Raw genomic sequence first — 20,292 nt, forward strand, 5'->3', positions numbered from 1 at the left:
CCGGCTTGCGCCGCTTGCGGCCGGGCGCGGGCCGCGCGCTGTGGATGGGCGGGGCGGCGGCGGCGGGCCTGGCCGTCCTGGCGTCGTGTTGCGCGGCGCTGGGCGTGTTCGAAGTCAGCGTGCCGGTGCGGCGCGGCTTCAACTTCCAGGGCGGCGCCAGCCTGTCGCCGGAATTCGCCGCCATGCTGATCGCCCTGACGCTGTACTTCGCGGCCTTCATCGCCGAGATCGTGCGCAATGGGGTGGACTCGGTCGCGCGCGGCCAGTGGGAAGCCTCGCAGGCGCTGGGCCTGTCGGGCCCGACGACGATGCGCGAGGTGGTGTTTCCGCAAGCCCTGCGCATGATGGCGCCGGCGCTGATCGCGCAATACGTGTCGCTGATCAAGAACTCCAGCCTGGCCATCGCCATCGGCTATCCGGACCTGTTCTGGTCGGTGTTCACGACCATCAATATCACCGGGCATGCCATCGAAGGGGTCTTGCTGCTGGCCGGCGCCTATCTGGTGCTGACGCTGGGGACCTCATGGGCGTTGAACCTCTGGTATGCACGGCTGCGCCGCAAAGGATGATTCCATGACATTGCCTCTTTTCCTGCGGCCGTATTTCGGCACGGCCGGGCGCACCCTGTTGACGGTCTGCAGCCTGCTCATTCTCTACAGCCTGGCCGCGCCGGTCTGGCGCTGGGCCATCGCCGACGCGGTCTGGACGGGCGACGCCCAGGCCTGCCGCGCCGCCGCCGGAGCCTGCTGGAGCTACGTCGGCGTCAAGCTGGATTTCTTCCTGTTCGGCTTCTTCCCGCCGGCGCAGCAGTGGCGGGCCGGCATCGCCATGGCCATTCTGGCCCTGGTGATCGCCGCCAGCCTGTTGCCGCGTTTCTGGCGCGCGCCGCTGCTGGCGGTGTGGGCGGCCAGCGTGGCCGTGGTGCTGTGGCTGATGGGGGGCGGGGCCGGCCTGGCGCCGGTCGCCTCGGACAGCTGGGGCGGCCTGCCGCTGACGCTGCTGCTGGCCGCCTACGGCCTGGCGCTGGGCTACCCGCTGGGCATCCTGCTGGCGCTGGCCCGCACCGGCAGCATTCCGCTGCTGCGCTACGTGGCGGTGGTGTTCATCGAGGGCCTGCGTGGGGTGCCGTTCGTGGCCATTCTGTTCATGGCCAGCGTGACGCTGCCGCTGCTGCTGCCGGAAGCGGCCACGCCGGGCAAGCTGCTGCGCGCCTACATCGCCTACAGCTTCGTGGCCGCGGCCTATTTCGCCGAGGGCTTTCGCGGCGCGCTGCTGGCCATGCCGCGCGGCCAGACGGAGGCGGCCCACGCGCTCGGCATGGGCTACTGGCAGACGATGCGCGACGTGATCCTGCCGCAATGCGTCCGCAGTTCGCTGCCGATGCAGGTCAACACCGTGGTCAGCTTTTTCAAGGACACCTCGCTGGTGGTGATCATCGGCCTGACCGATTTCCTGCGGGCGGTGTCCGCCGGCTCGCGCGACGCCGAATGGCTCGGCTTCGACGTCGAGGGCTATGCCTTCGCCGCCGCCACCTACTTTTGCATCTGCTTCGCCATGAGCCGCTATTCGGCCTGGCTGGAAGGGCGCCGCGGCGGGGCCACAGCGCCCGCGCCCGCCGCGGGGCAGACGCCGTAATGGAGAACACGATGGTTCAACACGACAATCAAGGCGCCGCCCTGGCCATCCGGCTCAAGGACGTCGAGAAATGGTATGGCCGCATGCATGTGCTGCGCGGCATCACGCTGGATGTCGCGCCGGGCGAGAAACTGGTCATCTGCGGTCCGTCGGGCTCGGGCAAGTCGACGCTGATCCGCTGCATCAATCAGCTGGAGGCGCACCAGCGCGGCAGCATCACGGTGGAAGGCATCGCGCTGTCCGACGACCCGAAGGTGCTGCGCAGCATCCGCCGCGAAGTGGGCATGGTGTTCCAGGGCTTTCATCTGTTTCCGCACCTGACCATCCTGGAAAACTGCATCCTGGCGCCGATGCGCGTGCGCGGCCTGGACCGCGCCAGCGCCGAGCGCACCGCCATGCAGTACCTGGAAAAAGTGCGCATCCCGGACCAGGCCGGCAAGTACCCGAGCCAGCTGTCCGGCGGGCAGCAGCAGCGCGTGGCGATCGCCCGCGCCCTGTGCATGCAGCCGCGCGTCATGCTGTTCGACGAACCGACCTCGGCGCTGGACCCGGAGATGGTCAACGAGGTGCTCGACACCATGATGGAGCTGGCCGATAGCGGCATGACCATGCTGTGCGTCACGCACGAGATGGGCTTTGCCCGCAAGGTGGCCGATCGCCTGGTCTTCATGGACCAGGGCCAGATCGTGGAGGAGGGCGCGCCGGACGAACTGTTCGACAATCCGCGTTCGCCGCGCCTGCAGGCCTTCCTGGGCAAGCTGATGCGGCCGACTCAGGAGCACGCATGAGCGCCGCCGCCCACCTCGCGCCGCCCGCGCTGCGCCGCGTCGTCACGGACGGCGCGCCGACGCCGCGCGGCCATTATTCGCAGGCCATCGTGGTCGCGGGCATGGTGCATGTCTGCGGCCTGCTGCCGGTCGATCCCGAGTCCGGCCGCATCGTCGGCGCCGATGGCGCGGCGCAGATCGCGCGCGTGCTGCGCAGTCTCGATGCGGTACTGCGCGCCGCGGGTTCGGAGGCGGGCAGGGTGGTGTCGCTGCAGGTGTTCCTGTGCGACAGCGCCCTGTGGCCGGTCGTCAACCAGGCCTGCGCCGACTACTTCGGCGAGCATCGCCCCGCCCGCACCGTCGTGCCGATCAGTCCGCTGCGCGACGGCGCGCTGATCGAATTGAACGCCATCGCGCTCGCCTGAGCGCCATTTCTTCCTGCCCCTTTCACCACTATGACCGTTCATCCGCTGTTCGACCCTCGCGACTTCCGCATCCCCGAGGGTGTTTCCCACGTGTGCGCCGCCGGCGAGACGGCGTTCCTGCGCCGGCATGACGAGGCCTATGGCCGCTATGTCCGCGACAAATCCAGCGGCGCCCGCGGCCGCGCCGCGCAGGAGGCGCAGGTCGAGCGCGCGCGCCAGCAGGTGGCGGCGCTATGGGGCATGCCGGCCGGCGATATCGGCTGGGTGGGCTGCGTCGCCGAGGGCGTGTCGCTGGTGCTGGAAAGCATCGATTGGCGCCCGGGCGACAACATCTGCGCCATGGCCACCGAATATCCCTCGCTGGTGGCGCCGTTCCTGGCGCGACGCGACGCGCCCTACCAGGTACGGTTCGCCGACCCCGCCAGCGCCGCCGGCGTCGCGGCCCGGGTCGATGAGCGCACGCGCGTGATCCTGGTCAGCTACGTCTCGTACCTGAATGGCGAGCGCTTCGAGCTTGGCCCGCTGCGGAGGGCGGCGGACGCGGTGGGCGCGCTGTTGATCGTCGACTTCACCCAGGCCTCGGGCTATCTGCCGATTGACGCCGAGGTGGCGGACTTCGCCTTCAGCGCCAGCTACAAATGGATGCTGGGCATGACCGGCGTCGCCACCGCTTGCTGGAACCGTCGCCGCCAGCCGGATTGGGCGCCAGCCACCGCCGGCTGGTACTCGCTGGCCAACGACAACACCCGCTTCGACGCCGGCATCACGCTGCGCGGCGACGCGCTGCGTTTTACCCGCGGCAATCCGGCCCACGCCAGCCTGTACGTGCTGTCCAGCGCGCTCGACTACCTGGCGCAGTTCGAGGCCGCCGCCGTCCAGGCGCACGTGCAGCGCCTGACCACCGACCTGCTCGGCCGGCTGGCGGCGTTGGGCATCGAGCCGTCGACGCCGGCCGATCCCGCCCGGCATGGCGCCAGTGTCTGCATTGCCCGTGCCGACGCCCGCGCGCTGCATGAAGCGTTGGACCGCGAGCAGGTGCTGACCTGGAACGGACGTGGCCGCCTGCGCATCAGCTTTCATGGCTACAACGGCACGGCCGACGTGGACCGGGTCGAGGCGGGGCTGGCCAAGGCCCTGGCCGAGGTCGCCGCGTAGGCGCTGCGTTGACGCGCGCTCAACGCGGCGCGCGGGCAACGCGCTGGCTGGCTGGCGCCTGCACGCGCCGCAGCGCGCGGCGGCGCCACCACAGCCAGAACCCGCTGATGCCGAGCGCGCCCAGCGCCAGGCCCAGCAGGGCGACGGCGGCTTCGCCCGCCACGCCGCCCAGCTCGCCGGTGTGCAGCGGATACAGGATCGAATTGATGCGCACGCCGGGATCGAGTTCGTTCCAGCGGTGCGCCGCCGCCACGGTCGCGTTGCGCGGATCGAGCCAGACCGTCGAGCGGCCGTTGGGGTGCGGATCGTCGGGCACCCGCATGCGCACCGCCAGCGGGCGGTCGGGGTGCGGGGTGTAGAGCAGGAAGCCGATCGTGGCGCCGGGAAATGCCGCCCGGGCCGCGGCCGCCAGCTCGTCCAGCGGCCGCATCGGCGCGTCGCCGGGCGCCAGCTTGGGCGCGGCGACGCGCGGCTGGCCGCTGGCGGCGGTGATCCAGCCGCCGATCGGACGCCAGGCCAGGTAGGCGCCGCTGGCGATACAGACCGCCAGCGCCAGCGCCAGCAGCGCGCCGCCGTTGCGGTGCACGTCGAACAGCGCGCGCAGGGCGCCCTTGTCGAACACCATGCGCAACGACGGCGGCCACTTGCGCGGCCACCACAGCACCAGTCCCGACAGCATCAATAGCAGATAGGCCAGCGCCGCCCAGGCCAGCACGGCCTTGCCGGTGCGGTCGAGCAGCAGGGCGCTGTGCAGGTTGTAGGCCACGGCGACGAAGCCGTCGTTGTCGCCGCGCCGGCCCTGTTCGCGGCCGCTGGCGGGATCCAGATAGACCGTGCCGCGCCAGGCCGCGCGCACGCGGACCTGCACGGTTTCGCCGGGTTCGCGCGGCGGCCTGAACGTGAATGCGGCCTGCGGGCCGAACTCGGCCGCGAGCGTGGCGCGCATCGATTCCAGCGAGGCCGGCTGCGCCGTCGCGGCGCCGGTCGCGACGAAATACGCCGGGTGCAGCCACTGGTCGAGCGGACGCGCCACCACCAGCAGCGCGCCGCTCAAGCCGGACAGGATCAGGATCCCGCCCAGGCCGAGCGCGATCCAGCGGTGGCAGAACAGCCACAGGCGGCGCGCCATGTGCGGGCCGCGCTCAGTACGCCAGGCGCGCCTGCACGTAGACCATGCGGGGCGCCCCGACCATGCGGCCGGCGTTGCTGTCGACGTTGCGGGTGTAGTAGCGGCGGTCGAACACGTTGTTCACGCCGAACGCCAGTTCGCTGCCCTTCCATTGCGGAATCTTGTAGCTGAGCTGGGCGTTCCAGACGCTGAAGCCCGGCACGCGGCCGTTGCTGGCGTCGGCGGTCTCGCGTTCGGTGTTGGCGGTGTCGGAGTACTGGCCGCTCTGCATCGTGGTGAAGACGTTGAAGGTCCAGTCGCGCAGGCTGTAGCGCCCGCCCAGCGTGCCGGTCTGGCGCGAGTAGAACGGCACGTCGTTGCCCTCGAATTCACCGGACTTCTGGATGGCGCGCACGTAGGTGTAGTTGGCGTAGACGTTCAGGCCGGCGAGCGGGCCGGCCTTGTCGAAGTCGTAGTCGATCGCGAATTCGACGCCGTTGTGCGTGGTCGCGCCCAGGTTGCGGAACACGGCCGGGTTGGTGCCGGGGATCGACAGGATCTGGTTGTCGAAGCGCAGGTTGAACGCGGTGAATTCGGTATGGACCTGTTCGCCCGAATAACGCAGGCCGGCCTCCAGCGTCTTGGCGACCTCGGGGTTCAGCGGGTTGGTCGCCGACATCGAGTTCAGCTGGGTGTACTGCACGGCGCCGAACGAGGTGCTGTAGTTGGTGTAGAGCGTGAGCGCGTCGTCGACCAGGTAGGCGACGTTCATCGACGGCAGCGCGCGGTTGTTGCGCACGTCGAACGGCGTGTCGTCGGTGGTGCCGCTGGGATTGCGGTTGCTGTGGATGCGCTCGTAGCGCACGCCCGGCGTCAGGCGCCAGTTGCCCAGGGCGATGCGGTCGTCCAGGTAGAACGAGTGGGCTTCGGTCTCGTTGTCGAACACCTGCGTGACGCCGACCTGGCGGCCGGTCGCCAGCGATTCCGAATAGCGCCGGTCCTGGCCGGTCTCGCGGATGTAGCGGTAGCCGACGGTGATGTCGTGCGTGGTGGGGCCCCATTCGACGCGCTGGGTATAGCGCGGCTCGATGCCCAGCACCTGGTTGTTGCGCGGCTGGAAGTCGTTGCGGCCGGTGGCGGTGTTGATCAGCGAGCTCTGGCGCGAGCTGTCGTAGTGGTAGACGCGCACCTCGAATTCCTGCGTGTCCGACAGCGAGTTCAGGTAGCCGACGTCGACCTGGTCGCGCTGGCCCTTCCAGTAGTCGGTGGGGCGGGTGTTCTGGAACGGATCGTCGCGGTACTGGGCCACCGTCAGGCCGCCCGGGGTCATCGACTTGACGTCGTAGTGCGAGAACTTGCCGTAGATCTCCGAGGTCGGGGTCAGCGCGAAGCGCCACTTGAGCGCGACGTCGTTGTAGCGGTCATGGCTGCTGTCGCGCCATTGCTCGCCGTCCATGCCGGAGTACATCAGCGCCACGCCCAGGCCGTTGTCGAACTGCGTGCCGAGAAAGCCGGTGTACTGGGTGTTGGTGCCGCCGTGGCTGAAGATGTTGTAGCGCGCCGAGGCATCGGCGGTCAGGCCGCTGGTGTTGGGGATCGAGCGCGTCTTGAAGTTGATCACGCCGCCCACGTTCTGCGGGCCGTAGCGCACCGCGCCGCCGCCGCGCACCACGTCGATCGATTCGATGTTGCCCAGGCTGGTCGGCGACATCACCAGGTTCGGCTGGCCGTAGGGCGCCATGGCCATCGGGATGCCGTCCAGCAGCATGGTGGTGCGGAACGAGTTGCGCGGGTTCAGGCCGCGGATGCCGACGTGCAGGCCCACCGAGCTGCCGCTGGCGCTGGTGCTGCCGCTGATCTGCACCCCGGGCACGCGCCGCAGGACGTCGGCCACGCTGGTCGCGCCGCTGTTGTTGATGTCGTCGCTGCGCAGCAGGGTGCGGGCGCCGCCGAAGGTCTGGACGCTGTTCTCCAGGCCGGTGCCGAGCCAGTCGGCGCTGACCTGGATCGCTTCCAGGGTGTTGGCGCCGGCGGCGCGCGGCGGGCGCACCACATAGCCCTGGCCCGGCTGCGGCTCCGCGCTCAGGCCGGTGCCAGCCAGCAGTTGCGCCAGGCCCGCGTCGATCGTGTAGCTGCCCTGCAGGCCGCGGGTGGTCTGGCCCGCTGCGTCCTCGGGACGGAACGACACCGTGATGCCGCCCGCCTTGGCGAAGGCGTTCAGGGCCTGGTCGAGCTGCCCCGCGGCGATGTGGAAGTCGCGCGCCGTGGCCTGCTGCGCCGCCTGGGCCCGCGCCGGCGGCGCGGCCGCAAAGGCGGCCGCCAGGGCGAAGGTCAGCGCCGCCAGGCGGGCGCCTTGTCCCGATTGGCGGGCGCGGGGGGATTGGAGTCGAAAGGCCACGGTTCACGTCCCTGGTTGATCATCAATGCCCGCTATGCCGGACGACCGATGGGAAAAGGGACAAGGGAAGGGAAGCTGAATTGAAACTAAATGAAACTGCTGGCCGGAGGGCGGGTCACGCGGCCGGGCTCGACAGCGTCACCCAATAGCGCGTGCGCTCGACCACCCGCAACCCCAGCGTCCTGGCCACGATCGCCAGCACCGCGTTCGTGTCCTGCAGGCGGAACACGCCCGAGACGCGCAGGCCGGCCACGGCCGGATCGCAGCGGACGACGCCGCGCCGGTAGCGCGAGACTTCCGCCAGGAAGGCGTCCAGCCGCATGTTGTTGGCCTCGATGACGCCGCGCGTCCATCCCGGCGCCTCGGGGCTGGCGGGCTGGCCCGGCAGGAAGGCGTTCGCGGTGAAGCGCAGCGACTCGCCGGCGTTGACGATGCGGGGGGCGCCGCCATTGCGCAGGGTGACCTCGACGCGATGTTCCAGCACCGTCAGCGCGGTCGTCGCGTCATCGTCCTCCGGCCGCCGCACCACGAAGCGGGTGCCGAGGGCGCGCAGGCGTCCCTGGGGGGTTTCGATGATGAAGGGCCGCGCCGTGCCCATGGGGTCGGACGCGGTGCGGACGTAGACTTCCCCGGCGCGCAATTGCAGCGTCCGGGTGTGCTCGGAGAAGCGCACGTCGACGTCGGTATCGGTGTTCATCTGCACCTGGCTGCCGTCCGCCAGCGTCAGGTCCTGGTGGCCGCCGACCGCGGTGCGGTAGGCCTGGCCGCCGTCAGGCGCGGCGGCCAGGCGATAGCCCAGCCAGGCCGCGGGCAGCGTCACGCCCAGCGCCGCGACCGTGCGCAGCACCGCGCGGCGGTTGGCGCGGCGTTGCCGCGTCAGCAGGGGCACGCCCAGGGCGGGCGGCACCGCGTTGAATTGCTGGCTCAGGCGCTGCGCGCGCTGCCAGGCGATTTCGCGTTCGGGGTTGCCCTGGCGCCAGCGCTCGAAGGCCGCATGGTCTTCCGGTCCGGCCTCGCCCGAATGCAGGCGCACCAGCCAGCGGGCGGCCTCACGGATGACCGTGGCGTCCGGGGACGGGGTGTTGATGGCGGCCATGGCGGATCAGTGTTCCATCAGGGTCAGGCAGATCTCGAAGCCCTGTGCCATGTAGCGTTTCACGGTGCGGTCGCTCAGTCCGGTGCGGGCGGCGATCTCGGCATACGAAAGCCCTTCCAGTTGCGACAGGACGAAGACCTCGCGCGCCTGGGGCGCCAGGTTGGCGAGCATCTGGTCCAGCTGCTGCAGGGCCTGCTGCACGCCCAGCAGGACATCGGGCGAGGTTTCCATCTCGGGCGGCAGGGCCGCCACGGCCTCCAGCCAGGCGCGCTCCAGCGAACGGCGGCGCCAATGATCGTTGAGCAGGCCCCGCGCGATGGTCGTCAGGTAGGCGCGCGGTTGCCGCAGCGCGCTGACTTCGTGGGGTTTGCGCAGGACGCGGATGAACGTGTCGTGCGCCAGGTCGGCCGCCTCATCGCCATGGCCAAGCCGATGCCGCCACCACTGGCAAAGCCAATCGTAGTGATCTTCGCAGAATAGCTGGAGGGGATTGGACATGCTTGGGAGTCCCCGCGAGCGGCGGGGAGGACACGAGGAACCCGCGTCCCTGTGCCAGGTCCAGCGGCCGATATGCAGGAAATGATACCAAGAATTGTTCGCAGTTTCGAACCGCAGCCGCGACGTGTTGCGTGATTGCCATGCGACGCGCCATGCACGTTTTTGGTGCGTCGGCGAAGAAAAAAAGGAGCCGGATCACGGCGCTCGATGGCATGAACAGGCAGCCGGCTCAGGGCAATGCGGGCGGCGCCGCGCAATTGCCTTCGATCGTCTCGCCCGCGAAGGCGCGCTTGATGAAGGCCGTGGAGTCGGGCAGCGATCCGTTCACCGTAGCGGAGTGGTCGAACGCGGGATAGACATGCCACTCGACGCGGCTGCCGGCCGCGCAGGCCGCCGACACGCCCGATTGCTGGGCCTCGGGAAAGACGTCGGTGTCCTTGCCGCCGGTGCCCCAGAAAATGGGGATCTCCGTGTGCAGGGTGGGCGGATGCTTGAAGCCGGCCAGCTTGCGCGTGACGGCCGAGAGGTCCTGGCGGAAGCTGTTGTCCTTGTCCAGGTGATCGAAGCGGACCCGCTGCTCGACCTGCGGAAAGCAGGCCGTGCGGGTCAGCTCGAAGGCCGGCAGGGCCTTGTCGGACACGTATTCCTCCGGCTTGATCGCGGGATCGACCAGCTGGATCGCGTTCAGGTACACCAGGAAATAGGCGACCCGCTTGGTGTTGTTCATCGGCGCCGCGTAGTCGCGCGCCGACAGGTTGACGCCGGTGCCCACGGCGCCGGCGATATCGAGTTCGGGGGCGTAGTCCTTGGCGAAGGTGGCCGTGGCCACCACCGCGCCGCCGCCTTGCGACTGGCCGATCAGCACCGTGCGGGCGGAGACCGGGTAATGCTTCTGGACGGCGCGGATGCTGTCGAGGATGCTGTAGGCCTCGGACCGCACATGCACGTAAGGATGCGCGCCCGGGGTGCCGAGGCCCTGGTAGTCCGTGGCGACGATGGCATAGCCCTGCGCCAGCCAGTAATCGAGATAGCGCGTATCGCGTTCGCCGCGCCCCGCGAACGACGGCGCGCAGACGTCGGCGATGCCGACGGTGCCATGGGCCCAGGCGAGCAGCGGCCAGCCGCCGGCCGGCGGCGTGCCGTGCGGCAGGTAGAGCGCGCCGGACACCGCGATCGGGGCCTGGCCGCCCACGCCATCGGTCGAGCTGTACAGCAGGCGGATGTTCTGGCCTGCCTGCGCCAGGCTCTGGCGGGCGGTCAAGGCCTCGGCGCGCAGCAATTCGCCCGGCCGGCCGGGCAACGGTCCGTCCCAGCGGTAGAAGGCGGGCACGCCGCCATCGCCCGCGTCGGACACGACCTGCGCGGCAACAGGCGTCGCGGCCAGCGCGGCGCAAAGGCCGGCGATCAGCCAGCGGTTCGGTATCACGGTCATGCGCGGGTCCTCGATCTCGTCCGCGGGCAACGGTGCGCGGCGTCTGAAAAGTGTAGGAGGACTTGCGCGGCCCGCCGCCAGGAAGGCGGGCGGACGGGCGAGGGAGTTCTTTCAGTCGGTTCCGGAGCGCGGCGCGTCCGGCTCCCGGGCGCGGGATTCCGCGTCCGGGCCGTCCGGCACGCGGCGTCGGCGCAAGACATCGGTGTATGTGTTTTGGCGCCAATTTGTGCGAAAATTTCCCGCGATGCCGTCGGGACGGCGCGCGCCTGCATGACGTCCCTGACGGTCCGACGCCACCCCATGCGTCCGCCCGCGCCGGACGTCCACCTTGCCATCGCCCATGTCCGCACCGCTCGACGCCGCTCCCGCCACCGACCCCACGGCCCGTCACGACGGCCTGCCCCGCAAGACCGCCAGCGCCGCCGGCGTCGATCCCGATGCCGTGATCGGCTTTCTCGACGACGTCGAACAGGCCGGGCTGGACCTGCATGGCTTCATGCTGTTCCGTGATGGCGCGGTGGCGGCCGAGGGATGGCGCTGGCCCTACGCCGCGCACCGGCCGCGCAATCTGCATTCGGTGGCCAAGAGTTTCACGGCCAGCGCCATCGGCCTGGCGGTGCGGGAAGGCTTGCTGCGCCTGGACGCGCCCGTCATCGGCTTCTTCCCGGAGTTCGCCGAGGAGGCCCGCCAGCCAGGCCTGGAGGCGATGACGGTCGAGCACCTGCTGACCATGAGCGTCGGCCATGAATCGGAGACCTCGGGCGCGGTCTGGCGCGGCATCAAGACCAGCTGGGTGCGCGAGTTCTTCAAGATCCCGCTGGCGTACGCGCCGGGCGAGCGCTTCGTCTACACCAGCGCCGCCAGCTACATGCTGTCGGCCATCCTGACGCGCCTGACCGGCCAGACCATGCACGACTATCTCAAGCCGCGCCTGTTCGAGCCGCTGGGCATCGCCGGCGAAGCCTGGGACGTGGGGCCGGACGGCGTCAACCCCGGCGGCAACGGCCTGGTGGCGACGACGGCGGACCTGCTCAAGCTGGGCATCCTGCACCTGCAGGACGGCGCCTGGCAGGGCCGCCAGGTGCTGCCGCCGGATTGGGTGCGCGCCGCGACCCGCGCGCAGGGGCCGTCCGCCGGCTATGGTTATCAGTGGTGGGTGTATGACGATGCGACCTACGCCGGCATCGGCAAGTTCGTGCAGATGGTGCGCGTCTATCCCGAGCATGGCGCGGTGCTGGCGGTGATCGGCGCGATGAAGGGCAGTTCGCGCCTGGTGCCGCACATGAACGCGCATTTCCCGGCGGCGTTTGGCGTGTCGAACCCCGACGCCGCCAAGGATGCCCGCCTGGCCGCGCGCCTGGCGGCCTGGCAGCACGAGGATGCGGCCGCGCCGTGGAAGGCGCCGTTCCAGGCCGGCCAGACGCCCGCGCAGCTGCGTCGCCTGCGCTTCACGGCCACCGACAATGCCCAGGGCATCACCGGCATCGAACTGGACCTGTCCGCCGAGGGCTGCCGTTTCACGCTGACGGATGCCGACGGCCCCCATTCGATCGTGGCCGGCTGGGACCGCTGGATCGAGGGCGTGACCGACATGCCGGGGCGCGACCTGCACCACGGCTATCACATCCCCGATTGCGTGGTGGTCGCGCGCGCCGCCTGGCTCGACGAACGCCGCCTGCACATGACGTGGATCCTGCCGGAGACCGCGTTCCGCGACACGGTGCTGTGCGAGTTCGAGGGCGACACGCTGCGCTATACCCGCACGGTGAACATCAATAGCGGCGCGCTGGGCTACGACACGGTGGTCGCGCGGGCGGATCAACCGGCCTGAAGCGGGCGCGGGCCGTCCTGGGGGGGGCGGCCCTGTCGGTCTCCCGCGAGGCGCGGTGCGTGATGGGTCAGACCGGCCCGGCCGCGCCCTGTTCCTGCCTGGCCAGTTCCTTGATGCGTTCCTGCACCTTTCTGGCGACTTCTTCCTTCTGCGCGGGCGTCATCGCGGCATATTGTTCCTTGGTGACGCCGAGCGACTGCAGGATCTGCGTGAACAGGCGTTCCGCCGGCGACATCGTCAGGTAATCCTGCAATTCCTGCTCGGCGTCGGACGGCCCCTGGGCGGCCAGGCCCAGCTTGTGGCGGCCGGCGTCCGCGTCCTGCGCGTCCTGCAGCGTCGCGGCGAACGATTTGCCGCCGGCGCCGGCGGCCATGGCCGGCTTGCCGGCCCAGGCGCCCAGGGCGCTGCCTGTCGATTCGACTTTGTTCACAGTCCATTCTCCGGTGGTTGGCTCACCCGGCATTAGACGGCCGGGGCGTCGTCGTCAATGTGCCGAATTTGGCGGTGAACCTGGCCCTTCCTTGCTGTTTGACGACGCGTTGGCGCGTGCGTCAATACGGTCCTGTCCTTGTCGGTCTGCGGCCTCGGCCGCTTGCGTCGTCTCAGGCGGCGCGCTTGCGGGCCAGCGACTTGGCCAGTTTCCAGAATGCGGCGGCCGCCGGCGAGAGCCGGCCCTCGTTGAGGCAGGCCAGCCCGACCCGGCGCGAGGTCGGCGGCGTCAGCGGCCGGTACACCACGCCGTCATACTTCGCGGGCAGGGCCAGCGCCGCCACCACCGAGATGCCTTCGCCGCGCGCGACGAAGTCGAGGATGGACAGCATCTGCGACAGCTCGTGCGTCACCTTGAGCGTGACGTCGGCGCGGCTGAACATCCTGGCCACCAGGCCCTGCGAACCCGCGTGGGTCAGGATGAAGGGGAACTGCGCCAGCCGCCTGACCTCGATCGTGTCGGCGGCGGCCAGCGCGTGGTCCGCGGGCACCACCGCGACCAGCTCGTCGTGGGCGATGGCCAGGGTGTCGAACTGTGGCCTGGGCAGCGTGACCACGCCGATCTCCAGGCGGCGTTCGATCAGGTCCTGCTCGATGTCGGCGTCGGCCTTCTCGAACACGCGCAGGTCGATGCCGGGATAGCGCTGGCGGAATTGCCGCAGCAGCGGCGGCAGCAGCCGCAGCGACGAACTCAGGCCGAACGAGCCGATCTTCAGCACGCCGCTTTTGAGCCCCTCGCTGGCGCTGGCGGTGGCCTGTATCAGCTGCAGGGCCGCGAACAGGTCGCGCACGTGCGGCAGGATCTGCTGTCCGGCGTGGCTCAGTTCGAGCTGCGGCGCGTTGCGGTCGATCAGCATCACGCCCAGCGTGGACTCCAGCGCGCGCAGCGCGTGGCTGGTGGCCGACGCGGTCATGCCGATCCTGGCGCCGGCGCTGGCGATGCCGTCGGCGCCGGCCAGGGATAACAGCAATTCCAGCTGGCGCAGCGTGGGCGCGTTGGGACCGAGAGTGGAATTCATATTGAATTCAAATTCAATTGAGATTGAATCATGTGAATTCTAGACTGATTCCTCTCATGCAGGACCGCGCCCATGTTCGCTCCCATTGCCGGTTTCCGGGCGTGCGCGTCCATCTGGGCCGGCAGCCCCCAGCCGGCGTTGCGCCGTTACCCAGCAGCTGGGTGGCGCAATAACCGGCCAGGATGCGCGAAAGCATCGAGGATGCGCACCCCATCGAACGTGCCAGGGGGCAACGGCCGCATGCCAGCTTGCATGGGCGATGTCGGGGCAGTCTAGAATTCACTCCGCTCATTTTCAATTTAGTTTTCTTCAAGAACCACACATGAAAAACACATTGATGGCCACGCACCTGCGGCTGGTCGGCATGGCGGCGCTGTGGGGCGCGTCGTGGTCGTGGGGCAAGGTGGTGGCCCAATCGATGGCGCCGCTGGCGGCGGCCAGCCTGCGGTTTTTGTTCGCCAGCGTGGTCCTGCTGCTATGGATGCATCGCGCATCGGCGTTGCGCGACCTGCGCAAACTGAGCGGACGCCAGTGGTTCGGCCTGACCGCCGCCGCCATGGCCGGCGTGTTTGGCTATTCGAGCTTCTTTATGTTGAGCCTGCAGTTGGTGCCAGCCGGCAAGGCCGCCATCGTGGTGACGCTGAATCCCGGCGCCACGCTGCTGCTGGCCGCCATCCTGTTCCGCGAGCACCTGAACCCGGCCATCCTGGCCGGCATGGTGCTGTCGGCCATCGGCGCCTACATCGCCATCAGCGGCGGCTCCAGCGCCGCCCTGCCGGGCACGCTCGGCATCGGTGAACTGCTGCTGCTCGGCTGCGTCGCCTGCTGGGTCGCCTATACACTGATCGGCCGGCTGGTGCTAAAGGGCATGGACGCGCTGACCACCACCACGGTCACCACCGTGATCGGCGCGCTGATGCTGCTCCTGGCCAGTCTCGGCTTCGAAGGTCCCGCCGCCTGGCAGGCGCTCGGCAATGCGCCGCTCAAGGCCTGGGGCAGCCTGGCCGCCCTGGCCTTCGGCGCCACGGCCATCGCCTACGCCTGGTACTTCGAGGGCGTCAAGGTGCTGGGCGCCGGCGCGGCCTCCGGCTACATCACGTTGGTGCCGGTGTTCGGCGTGCTGTTCTCCAGCCTGTGGCTGGGCGAGGCGACCAGCCCGAGCCTGTTCCTGGGCGCTGCCCTGGCCATTTCGGGCATGACGCTGATGCATCTGGGCCGACGCCGGGCGGAGCGGCGCAGCCATGGGAGTCGTGCATGCCGATAGATTTCGAGCCGATCGAGCAGGCGTTCATGCAGACCCTGCGCGCGCAGCCCGCGTTCGCGGGCTGGAAGAAGCGGCGCAAGCGTTGCCTGTGGCGGGCGCTGGCCGACGGCGTCGAGCAGGGCGTGGAACTGCTGCGTTACCGCGACTCGTTCGAGAATCGCCAGCTGGTGTCGCTGGGGCTTTACGTGTCGGTCCCGTGCGAGCGTGAATGGCCGGTCTACGTGCCGCCGGACGTGTGGGACAAGGGGCGGCTTTACCGCCGCGCCTGCCTGGCGCCGGGGCAGGGGCTGGTCGGCGAGGCCACGTTAGGCAGCGGCGCGGTGATCGAGCTGTGTTCGCCCGACGACCTGGCGCGCTGGCTGGCGGTCTTGCCGGCCGATATCGAGCGCTATGTCGGCCCCTGGTTCAGCCAGTACGACACGCTGGCCACCGCGTCGTACGAGTACGAGATTCCACGTTGGCGCCTGCAGCAGGCCGGCCTGCTGCCGTAGCGCCGTCCGCGCCGTGGGGCGGCCTGGCGCCCCTGTACGATGAAATGACAGTGCTGTGGGTATCATGCAACCCTCAGGCGCTGACGGCGGCCACGCCCGTCGCCCCATTTCCGCAGAGACCAGGAGTACCCATGATTCGATTGCACGCGCCCAGCCGCTTCCTTTTTGCCGTCGCCGCCTTGCTGGCGGCCACCGGCAGCCACGCCCAGGGCCCGGACCGGCCCGCCGTGCTCAAGGCGCTGGAGGCGCGCGGGCTGCGCGTCGTGGAAGAGTTCAAGGTCGGCGGCGACCTGCGCGCGTTCGCCGGCGTGGCGGGCGACCAGCCGGTGGCGATCTACGTCACCCGCGACGGCAACGCCATCGTCGGCGCCCGCCTGGACGCCGAGGGCAAGCCGCTCGACGAAGCCAAGCTCGAAGCGCTGGTCAGCAAGCCCATGGGCGACCAGGCCTGGGCGCAGCTCGAGAAATCGACCTGGGTGCTCGACGGCAAGAAGGATGCGCCGCGCATCATCTACACCTTCAGCGACGCCAACTGCCCCTATTGCCACAAGTTCTGGGAAGCGGCGCGGCCGTGGGTCGATTCCGGCAAGGTGCAGTTGCGCCACGTGCTGGTGGGCGTGATCCGTCAGGACAGCCCGGCCAAGGCCGCGGCCATCCTGGGCGCCGCCGATCCGTCGGCGGCCCTGCTGGAGAACGAGCACAAGTTCAACGCCGGCGGCATCACCCCGGCCAAGAGCGTGCCCGACAACATCGGCAAGATGCTCGACGACAACCAGGCCTTGATGGTGTCGCTGGGCTTTCGCGGCACGCCCGGCATCGTCGTGCGCGACGACGCCGGGGCGATCAAGAAGTACAACGGCATGCCGCAGGCCGGCAAGCTGGCCGAGGTGTTCGGGCCGCGTTGACGCGGCCCGTCCGGCGTCGTGATCGCCGCGGGGCGGCCCGGCGCAAGGCGGCCGGGCCTGTCGGTTCAGCCCTTGCGGCCGGCGGCCTGCAGGATCAGGTCGGTGATCTCGTCGGGATGCGACAGCAGCGACAGGTGGCCCGACGCCAGTTCGATGGTGTGGGCGTTCATGCGCTTGGCCAGGAAGCGCTCCAGCTCGGGCGAGGTGGTGCGGTCGTTGGTCGAGACCGCGTACCACGTCGGCTTGTGGCGCCAGGCGGCCTCGGTGGTGCGCGAGGCGAACAAGGTGTCCGAGATGCGGCCCTGTTCGGCGTACAGCACGCGCGCCTGGACCGGGTCGAGGTCGCCGGCGAAATCATGCAGGAAGGCCTGTTCGTTCAATTGCGCGTAGCCGCCCGACTTGACCAGCCCGGCGCTGGCGGGCGGGGTGGGGAACCTGGCGGCCAGCGCGCCGTAGTCCTCGCCGACATCGGGCGCGCGCGCCGCCACGTACACCAGCCCGGCCACCTTGGGATCATTGCCGGCCTGGCTGATCACGGTGCCGGCCCACGAATGGCCCACCAGGATGGTCGGGCCGTCCTGCAAGGCCAGGGCGCGTTGCGTGGCGGCGGCATCGTCGGCCAGCGAGGTCAGCGGATTCTGCACCGAAGTCACATGCAGGCCGGCCTTCTGCAGGCGCTCGATCACGGCCGACCAGCTCGAGCCGTCGGCATAGGCGCCGTGCACCAGCACGACATTGCGGATGGGGGCGGCCTCGGCGGCCGACGCGGTGTGGGCGAGGCCGGCGCCGGCCAGGGCGAGCGCGGCGGCGATGAGGGAATGCTTGATCTTCATGGGATATCCTTCGGTTCTCGGTCGATAAGAGGCATGCAGGCCTGGGGCGTCCGGCGCGATGTCGCCGGCGTCTGCCTGTCCGCCGTAAGACGAACGGGCCTCGGGCTTATTCCCGGGACATGAAAGAAAAAGCCGCCCGGTTCGGGGCGGCTGGCGCGTGGGTCTTTTGCGGCGGTCCGGCCTGGTTCGGCTGGCTCAGGCGTCCGGCGCCACCGCCTGCTGCACCGCGCGCGCGGCGGGCGTATCGCTCGGGCTGACGACGCCGTAGAAGTAGCGCCCCTGTTTCCAGTACTGCGCCGTCAGGTCGCCGTCGCGCCGCTTGCCGTCGCCGAAATTGACCACGCCGCCGGGCGGGCGCACGTAGTACAGCACCGACTCGCCCGCCGGGTTCTGGTACAGCACCATCGCCGCCGGCCCGTACTCCGAGGACATCAGGCGTCCGCCCACCGGCTGGAAGCCGAAGGCGTTGAAGTCGGGCAACGGCGCCGGCTGCACGAAGTGCCGGTTCAGCCAGGCCTGCAATTCGGCCGGCTGGCTGGAACGGAAGTCGACCATCGAGGGCGCCGCGTCCGAGGCGAACATGCGGTAGGCCTGCACCGCGTCGGCCATCGGCAGGTAGCTGGCGCGGATGGCGGCGTCGCGCATCTGCCAGCCACCCACGCTGCCCAGCCCCAGCGTCAGCACCAGCGAGGCCGCCAGCGCCATGGCGCGGCGCCGGCGCGCCGCCTGGGCCAGGCGGATCTGCGTCGGGTCGAGCCGCGGCGGCGGCGCGAAGCGGCCCAGGTCGGCGTGCTGGCGGCGCAGGCCGTCGGTCTGCTGGCGGATCGCGTCGACCTCGCGGGCGGCGTCGGGGTGGTCGGCCAGATAGCGCTCGACCTCGCGGCGGCGCTCGGCATCGAGTTGGCCGTCGGCGTAGGCATGCAGTTCTTGATCGCTGGGAGTCGGCATGGTCATTTCATCAATCGCAGGGCAGGCTTGGCGGCCACATGGCCTTCCGTGATCTCGCGCAGCGCCTTGCGCGCCCGCGACAGCCGGGACATTACCGTACCGATGGGGATATCGAGCACGTCGGCGGCCTCCTGGTAGCCCAGGCCCTCCACCGACACCAGCAGCAACAGGCTCTGCTGGTCGGCTGACAGGCGCGCCAGGTCGCCCAGCGCGGCGCGGGCCAGGGCCACGTCCTCGGCGGACGGCGCCACCGGCTCGGGCGCGCCGCTGAAGAAGTCGAGAATGCGGGCGTAACGCTTGCCGCGCCGCTGGCCGTCCAGGAAACACCGGTACAGGATCGAGAACAGCCAGGCCCGCAGGTCGCCGTCGGCGCGGCGGCCGCCGGCCCGCGACAGCGCGCGCTCCATGCACGACTGCACCAGGTCGTCGGCGTTGGCCACGTCGTGGGTCAGCGACAGCGCGAAGCGGCGCAGCCGCGGCAGCACCTCGCGCAGATCATCGTCGGTAAAGCCGCCAGTCATGGGGAAACAAGCCTTTCACGGGTCCAGGGTTGCCGTAAGACGACTGACGGTCGGGATTATTCCCGGCCTTGGCGTGAATATTACATTTGGGCGGCGGCCGCGGGCACGCGGGGCGCGTTCATCTCGGTCGGGGACGGTTCAATAGCGTCCCGCTGGCAAGACGTCGTCGAGATACGCCGCCGCATCGGGGCGGGCCGTCAGCATGTGCCGGATCCAGGCATTGCGCTCATGGCCGGTCACCGCCAGTTCCCACACGCAGGCCAGCGCCGGCGCGGTGACCGGGGTGAAGACATCGGGCCGGGCCAGGGGCGCCGACAGCATGCGCTGGCAGACGATGCCGCCGGTGATCCACCAGTCCACCAGCAGCCAGACGGCTTCCTGGCCCACGTGCACCATGCAGAAGCCGAGGCCATGGCTGCGCGCGTCCTGCGCGTGGTCGGCCAGCGTCGCGCCAACCGCGGCCCGCGCGGCGGCGGCGACCGCCTCCGTGAGCAGCGGCGCCGGATGCGCCGGCGCGTGGTGGATGCCATACGCCTTGATGGCATGGCCGGCCAGGCGCCAGGCGCCAAGCGGTTCGATGCGGCGGGGCAGGTAGGGTTCGGGCGGGTGCGGCATGAGGAGCGGATGGCGGGGCAGATGCCGTCATTCTATGCGGTCCGCCGTGGCGGATCCCGCGGCCATCGGCGCCACGGCGGCATCGGCGCGCCGCGGCCCGATGCGTCAGATCGCCGCCTGCCTCATCCGCGCCGACAACGCCTGCGCGCTTTCCTTGCGCTCGCTGTAGCGGTCCGTCAGATAGGGCGAGGCGTCGCGCGTGAGCAGGGTGAACTTCATCAGCTCCTCGACCACGTCGACGATGCGGTCGTAGTACGGCGACGGTTTCATGCGGCCGGCGTCGTCGAATTCCTGGTAGGCCCTGGCCACCGACGACTGGTTGGGGATGGTCAGCATGCGCATCCAGCGGCCCAGGATGCGCATCTGGTTCACCGCGTTGAAGGACTGCGAGCCGCCGGACACCTGCATGACGGCGAGCGTCTTGCCCTGGGTCGGCCGCACGGCGCCGACCGACAGCGGAATCCAGTCGATCTGCGTTTTCATCAGGCCGGTCATGGCGCCATGGCGCTCGGGCGAGCTCCAGACCATGCCCTCGGCCCATTGGACCAGCGCGTGCAGTTCGCGCACCTTGGGGTGGTCTTCGCTGCCGGCGTCATCGACCAGCGGCAGCCCGGCGGGGTCGAACAGCCGCGTCTCGCCGCCCAGCGCGCGCAGCAGCCGCGCGGCCTCCTCGGCGGCCAGGCGGCTGTACGAGCGCTCGCGCAACGAGCCGTACAGCAGCAGGAAGCGCGGCGCATGCGCGGCGCGTTCGGGCGACAACAGGCGCGTCCGGTCCGGCGCCTCGAACAGCGCGGCGTCGAGGTTGGGAAGATCGGAGGGCGACGTGGAATGCATGCAATGCCTCGTGATGCAGGATGGAAAT

The 20,292-nt window shown here is 69.9% G+C and carries 21 protein-coding genes; 9 read left to right on the forward strand and 12 right to left on the reverse strand.

Annotation, left to right across the window (positions count from 1 at the left end; all coding sequences use genetic code 11):
• From H0523_RS25550 to H0523_RS25570, 5 genes are all read left to right on the forward strand, one after another.
• The coding region (locus tag H0523_RS25550; protein WP_180180189.1) for an ABC transporter permease subunit at window positions 1-569 on the forward strand (569 nt) is incomplete at its 5' end.
• 4 nt (window positions 570-573) lie between these two features.
• A complete protein-coding gene (locus H0523_RS25555; protein WP_180180190.1) occupies window positions 574-1,635 on the forward strand; it encodes an amino acid ABC transporter permease in 1,062 nt (353 codons plus the stop codon).
• Window positions 1,636-1,646: 11 nt separating this feature from the next.
• Entirely contained in the window at window positions 1,647-2,423 is a 777-nt protein-coding gene (locus tag H0523_RS25560) for an amino acid ABC transporter ATP-binding protein (RefSeq protein WP_197286509.1), read from the forward strand.
• Window positions 2,420-2,827, forward strand: a complete 408-nt coding sequence (locus tag H0523_RS25565) for a RidA family protein (protein WP_054428823.1) — start codon at window positions 2,420-2,422, stop codon at window positions 2,825-2,827. The genes H0523_RS25560 and H0523_RS25565 overlap by 4 nt, the downstream gene beginning before the upstream one ends.
• 30 nt (window positions 2,828-2,857) lie before the next feature.
• Complete coding sequence (locus tag H0523_RS25570) at window positions 2,858-3,982, forward strand: aminotransferase class V-fold PLP-dependent enzyme (RefSeq protein ID WP_054428822.1); 1,125 nt, start codon at window positions 2,858-2,860, stop codon at window positions 3,980-3,982.
• Between the two features lie 19 nt (window positions 3,983-4,001).
• On the opposite strand, the gene H0523_RS25575 is transcribed toward H0523_RS25570, so the two are convergent.
• The 5 genes from H0523_RS25575 to H0523_RS25595 all read right to left on the reverse strand — a co-directional run bounded on the left by H0523_RS25575 (window position 4,002) and on the right by H0523_RS25595 (window position 10,514).
• Window positions 4,002-5,111, reverse strand: a complete 1,110-nt coding sequence (locus H0523_RS25575; RefSeq protein WP_054428821.1) for a PepSY-associated TM helix domain-containing protein — start codon at window positions 5,109-5,111, stop codon at window positions 4,002-4,004.
• 13 nt (window positions 5,112-5,124) lie between these two features.
• On the reverse strand, window positions 5,125-7,488 hold the full coding sequence (locus H0523_RS25580; protein WP_054428820.1) for a TonB-dependent siderophore receptor: 2,364 nt from the start codon (window positions 7,486-7,488) through the stop codon (window positions 5,125-5,127).
• A 115-nt stretch (window positions 7,489-7,603) separates the two neighbouring features.
• Entirely contained in the window at window positions 7,604-8,584 is a 981-nt protein-coding gene (locus H0523_RS25585; RefSeq protein WP_054428819.1) for a FecR domain-containing protein, read from the reverse strand.
• 6 nt (window positions 8,585-8,590) lie between these two features.
• Complete coding sequence (locus H0523_RS25590) at window positions 8,591-9,082, reverse strand: sigma-70 family RNA polymerase sigma factor (RefSeq protein ID WP_054428818.1); 492 nt, start codon at window positions 9,080-9,082, stop codon at window positions 8,591-8,593.
• A gap of 229 nt (window positions 9,083-9,311) precedes the next feature.
• Entirely contained in the window at window positions 9,312-10,514 is a 1,203-nt protein-coding gene (locus H0523_RS25595; protein ID WP_054429249.1) for a lipase family protein, read from the reverse strand.
• A gap of 340 nt (window positions 10,515-10,854) precedes the next feature.
• Between H0523_RS25595 and H0523_RS25600 the strand changes: the two genes are divergently transcribed.
• A complete protein-coding gene (locus H0523_RS25600; protein ID WP_054428817.1) occupies window positions 10,855-12,345 on the forward strand; it encodes a serine hydrolase domain-containing protein in 1,491 nt (496 codons plus the stop codon).
• 67 nt (window positions 12,346-12,412) lie between these two features.
• On the opposite strand, the gene H0523_RS25605 is transcribed toward H0523_RS25600, so the two are convergent.
• Complete coding sequence (locus H0523_RS25605) at window positions 12,413-12,775, reverse strand: hypothetical protein (protein WP_054428816.1); 363 nt, start codon at window positions 12,773-12,775, stop codon at window positions 12,413-12,415.
• 172 nt (window positions 12,776-12,947) lie between these two features.
• Entirely contained in the window at window positions 12,948-13,853 is a 906-nt protein-coding gene (locus tag H0523_RS25610; RefSeq protein WP_054428815.1) for a LysR family transcriptional regulator, read from the reverse strand.
• A gap of 322 nt (window positions 13,854-14,175) precedes the next feature.
• Here H0523_RS25610 and H0523_RS25615 point away from each other — a divergent pair, with 322 nt between their 5' ends.
• The 3 genes from H0523_RS25615 (at window position 14,176) to dsbG (ending at window position 16,513) form a co-directional block, all read left to right on the forward strand.
• A complete protein-coding gene (locus H0523_RS25615; protein ID WP_054428814.1) occupies window positions 14,176-15,117 on the forward strand; it encodes a DMT family transporter in 942 nt (313 codons plus the stop codon).
• On the forward strand, window positions 15,108-15,608 hold the full coding sequence (locus tag H0523_RS25620; protein ID WP_082385734.1) for a hypothetical protein: 501 nt from the start codon (window positions 15,108-15,110) through the stop codon (window positions 15,606-15,608). The genes H0523_RS25615 and H0523_RS25620 overlap by 10 nt, the downstream gene beginning before the upstream one ends.
• Before the next feature lie 131 nt (window positions 15,609-15,739).
• Entirely contained in the window at window positions 15,740-16,513 is a 774-nt protein-coding gene (dsbG, locus tag H0523_RS25625) for a thiol:disulfide interchange protein DsbG (protein ID WP_054428813.1), read from the forward strand.
• Between the two features lie 65 nt (window positions 16,514-16,578).
• Here the strand turns inward: dsbG and H0523_RS25630 are convergent, their stop codons facing one another.
• The 5 genes from H0523_RS25630 to arsH all read right to left on the reverse strand — a co-directional run bounded on the left by H0523_RS25630 (window position 16,579) and on the right by arsH (window position 20,264).
• Window positions 16,579-17,346, reverse strand: coding sequence for an alpha/beta fold hydrolase (locus tag H0523_RS25630; protein ID WP_054428812.1), 768 nt, complete (start codon window positions 17,344-17,346; stop codon window positions 16,579-16,581).
• 195 nt (window positions 17,347-17,541) lie between these two features.
• Window positions 17,542-18,294, reverse strand: coding sequence for an anti-sigma factor family protein (locus H0523_RS25635; RefSeq protein ID WP_231689726.1), 753 nt, complete (start codon window positions 18,292-18,294; stop codon window positions 17,542-17,544).
• 2 nt (window positions 18,295-18,296) lie between these two features.
• On the reverse strand, window positions 18,297-18,815 hold the full coding sequence (locus H0523_RS25640) for a sigma-70 family RNA polymerase sigma factor (RefSeq protein ID WP_054428810.1): 519 nt from the start codon (window positions 18,813-18,815) through the stop codon (window positions 18,297-18,299).
• A 138-nt stretch (window positions 18,816-18,953) separates the two neighbouring features.
• Window positions 18,954-19,430, reverse strand: a complete 477-nt coding sequence (locus H0523_RS25645; RefSeq protein WP_054428809.1) for a hypothetical protein — start codon at window positions 19,428-19,430, stop codon at window positions 18,954-18,956.
• A 105-nt stretch (window positions 19,431-19,535) separates the two neighbouring features.
• Window positions 19,536-20,264 (reverse strand): arsenical resistance protein ArsH, encoded by a 729-nt coding sequence (gene arsH, locus H0523_RS25650; RefSeq protein WP_054428808.1) that lies wholly within the window; start codon window positions 20,262-20,264, stop codon window positions 19,536-19,538.
• Window positions 20,265-20,292 lie beyond the last annotated feature (28 nt).

This window comes from Achromobacter insuavis (assembly GCF_902859645.1).
GTDB lineage: Bacteria > Pseudomonadota > Gammaproteobacteria > Burkholderiales > Burkholderiaceae_B > Achromobacter > Achromobacter insuavis.

What these genes read in the sequence shown, in the direction of transcription:
- H0523_RS25555 (WP_180180190.1), top strand. Translation starts at nt 574, where the DNA reads ATGACATTGCCTCTTTTCCTGCGGCCGTATTTCGGCACGGCCGGGCGC.
- H0523_RS25560 (WP_197286509.1), top strand. Translation starts at nt 1,647, where the DNA reads ATGGTTCAACACGACAATCAAGGCGCCGCCCTGGCCATCCGGCTCAAG.
- H0523_RS25565 (WP_054428823.1), top strand. Translation starts at nt 2,420, where the DNA reads ATGAGCGCCGCCGCCCACCTCGCGCCGCCCGCGCTGCGCCGCGTCGTC.
- H0523_RS25570 (WP_054428822.1), top strand. Translation starts at nt 2,858, where the DNA reads ATGACCGTTCATCCGCTGTTCGACCCTCGCGACTTCCGCATCCCCGAG.
- H0523_RS25575 (WP_054428821.1), bottom strand. Translation starts at nt 5,111, where the DNA reads ATGGCGCGCCGCCTGTGGCTGTTCTGCCACCGCTGGATCGCGCTCGGC.
- H0523_RS25585 (WP_054428819.1), bottom strand. Translation starts at nt 8,584, where the DNA reads ATGGCCGCCATCAACACCCCGTCCCCGGACGCCACGGTCATCCGTGAG.
- H0523_RS25590 (WP_054428818.1), bottom strand. Translation starts at nt 9,082, where the DNA reads ATGTCCAATCCCCTCCAGCTATTCTGCGAAGATCACTACGATTGGCTT.
- H0523_RS25595 (WP_054429249.1), bottom strand. Translation starts at nt 10,514, where the DNA reads ATGACCGTGATACCGAACCGCTGGCTGATCGCCGGCCTTTGCGCCGCG.
- H0523_RS25600 (WP_054428817.1), top strand. Translation starts at nt 10,855, where the DNA reads ATGTCCGCACCGCTCGACGCCGCTCCCGCCACCGACCCCACGGCCCGT.
- H0523_RS25610 (WP_054428815.1), bottom strand. Translation starts at nt 13,853, where the DNA reads ATGAATTCCACTCTCGGTCCCAACGCGCCCACGCTGCGCCAGCTGGAA.
- H0523_RS25615 (WP_054428814.1), top strand. Translation starts at nt 14,176, where the DNA reads ATGAAAAACACATTGATGGCCACGCACCTGCGGCTGGTCGGCATGGCG.
- H0523_RS25620 (WP_082385734.1), top strand. Translation starts at nt 15,108, where the DNA reads ATGCCGATAGATTTCGAGCCGATCGAGCAGGCGTTCATGCAGACCCTG.
- dsbG (WP_054428813.1), top strand. Translation starts at nt 15,740, where the DNA reads ATGATTCGATTGCACGCGCCCAGCCGCTTCCTTTTTGCCGTCGCCGCC.
- H0523_RS25630 (WP_054428812.1), bottom strand. Translation starts at nt 17,346, where the DNA reads ATGAAGATCAAGCATTCCCTCATCGCCGCCGCGCTCGCCCTGGCCGGC.
- H0523_RS25635 (WP_231689726.1), bottom strand. Translation starts at nt 18,294, where the DNA reads ATGCCGACTCCCAGCGATCAAGAACTGCATGCCTACGCCGACGGCCAA.
- H0523_RS25640 (WP_054428810.1), bottom strand. Translation starts at nt 18,815, where the DNA reads ATGACTGGCGGCTTTACCGACGATGATCTGCGCGAGGTGCTGCCGCGG.
- H0523_RS25645 (WP_054428809.1), bottom strand. Translation starts at nt 19,430, where the DNA reads ATGCCGCACCCGCCCGAACCCTACCTGCCCCGCCGCATCGAACCGCTT.
- arsH (WP_054428808.1), bottom strand. Translation starts at nt 20,264, where the DNA reads ATGCATTCCACGTCGCCCTCCGATCTTCCCAACCTCGACGCCGCGCTG.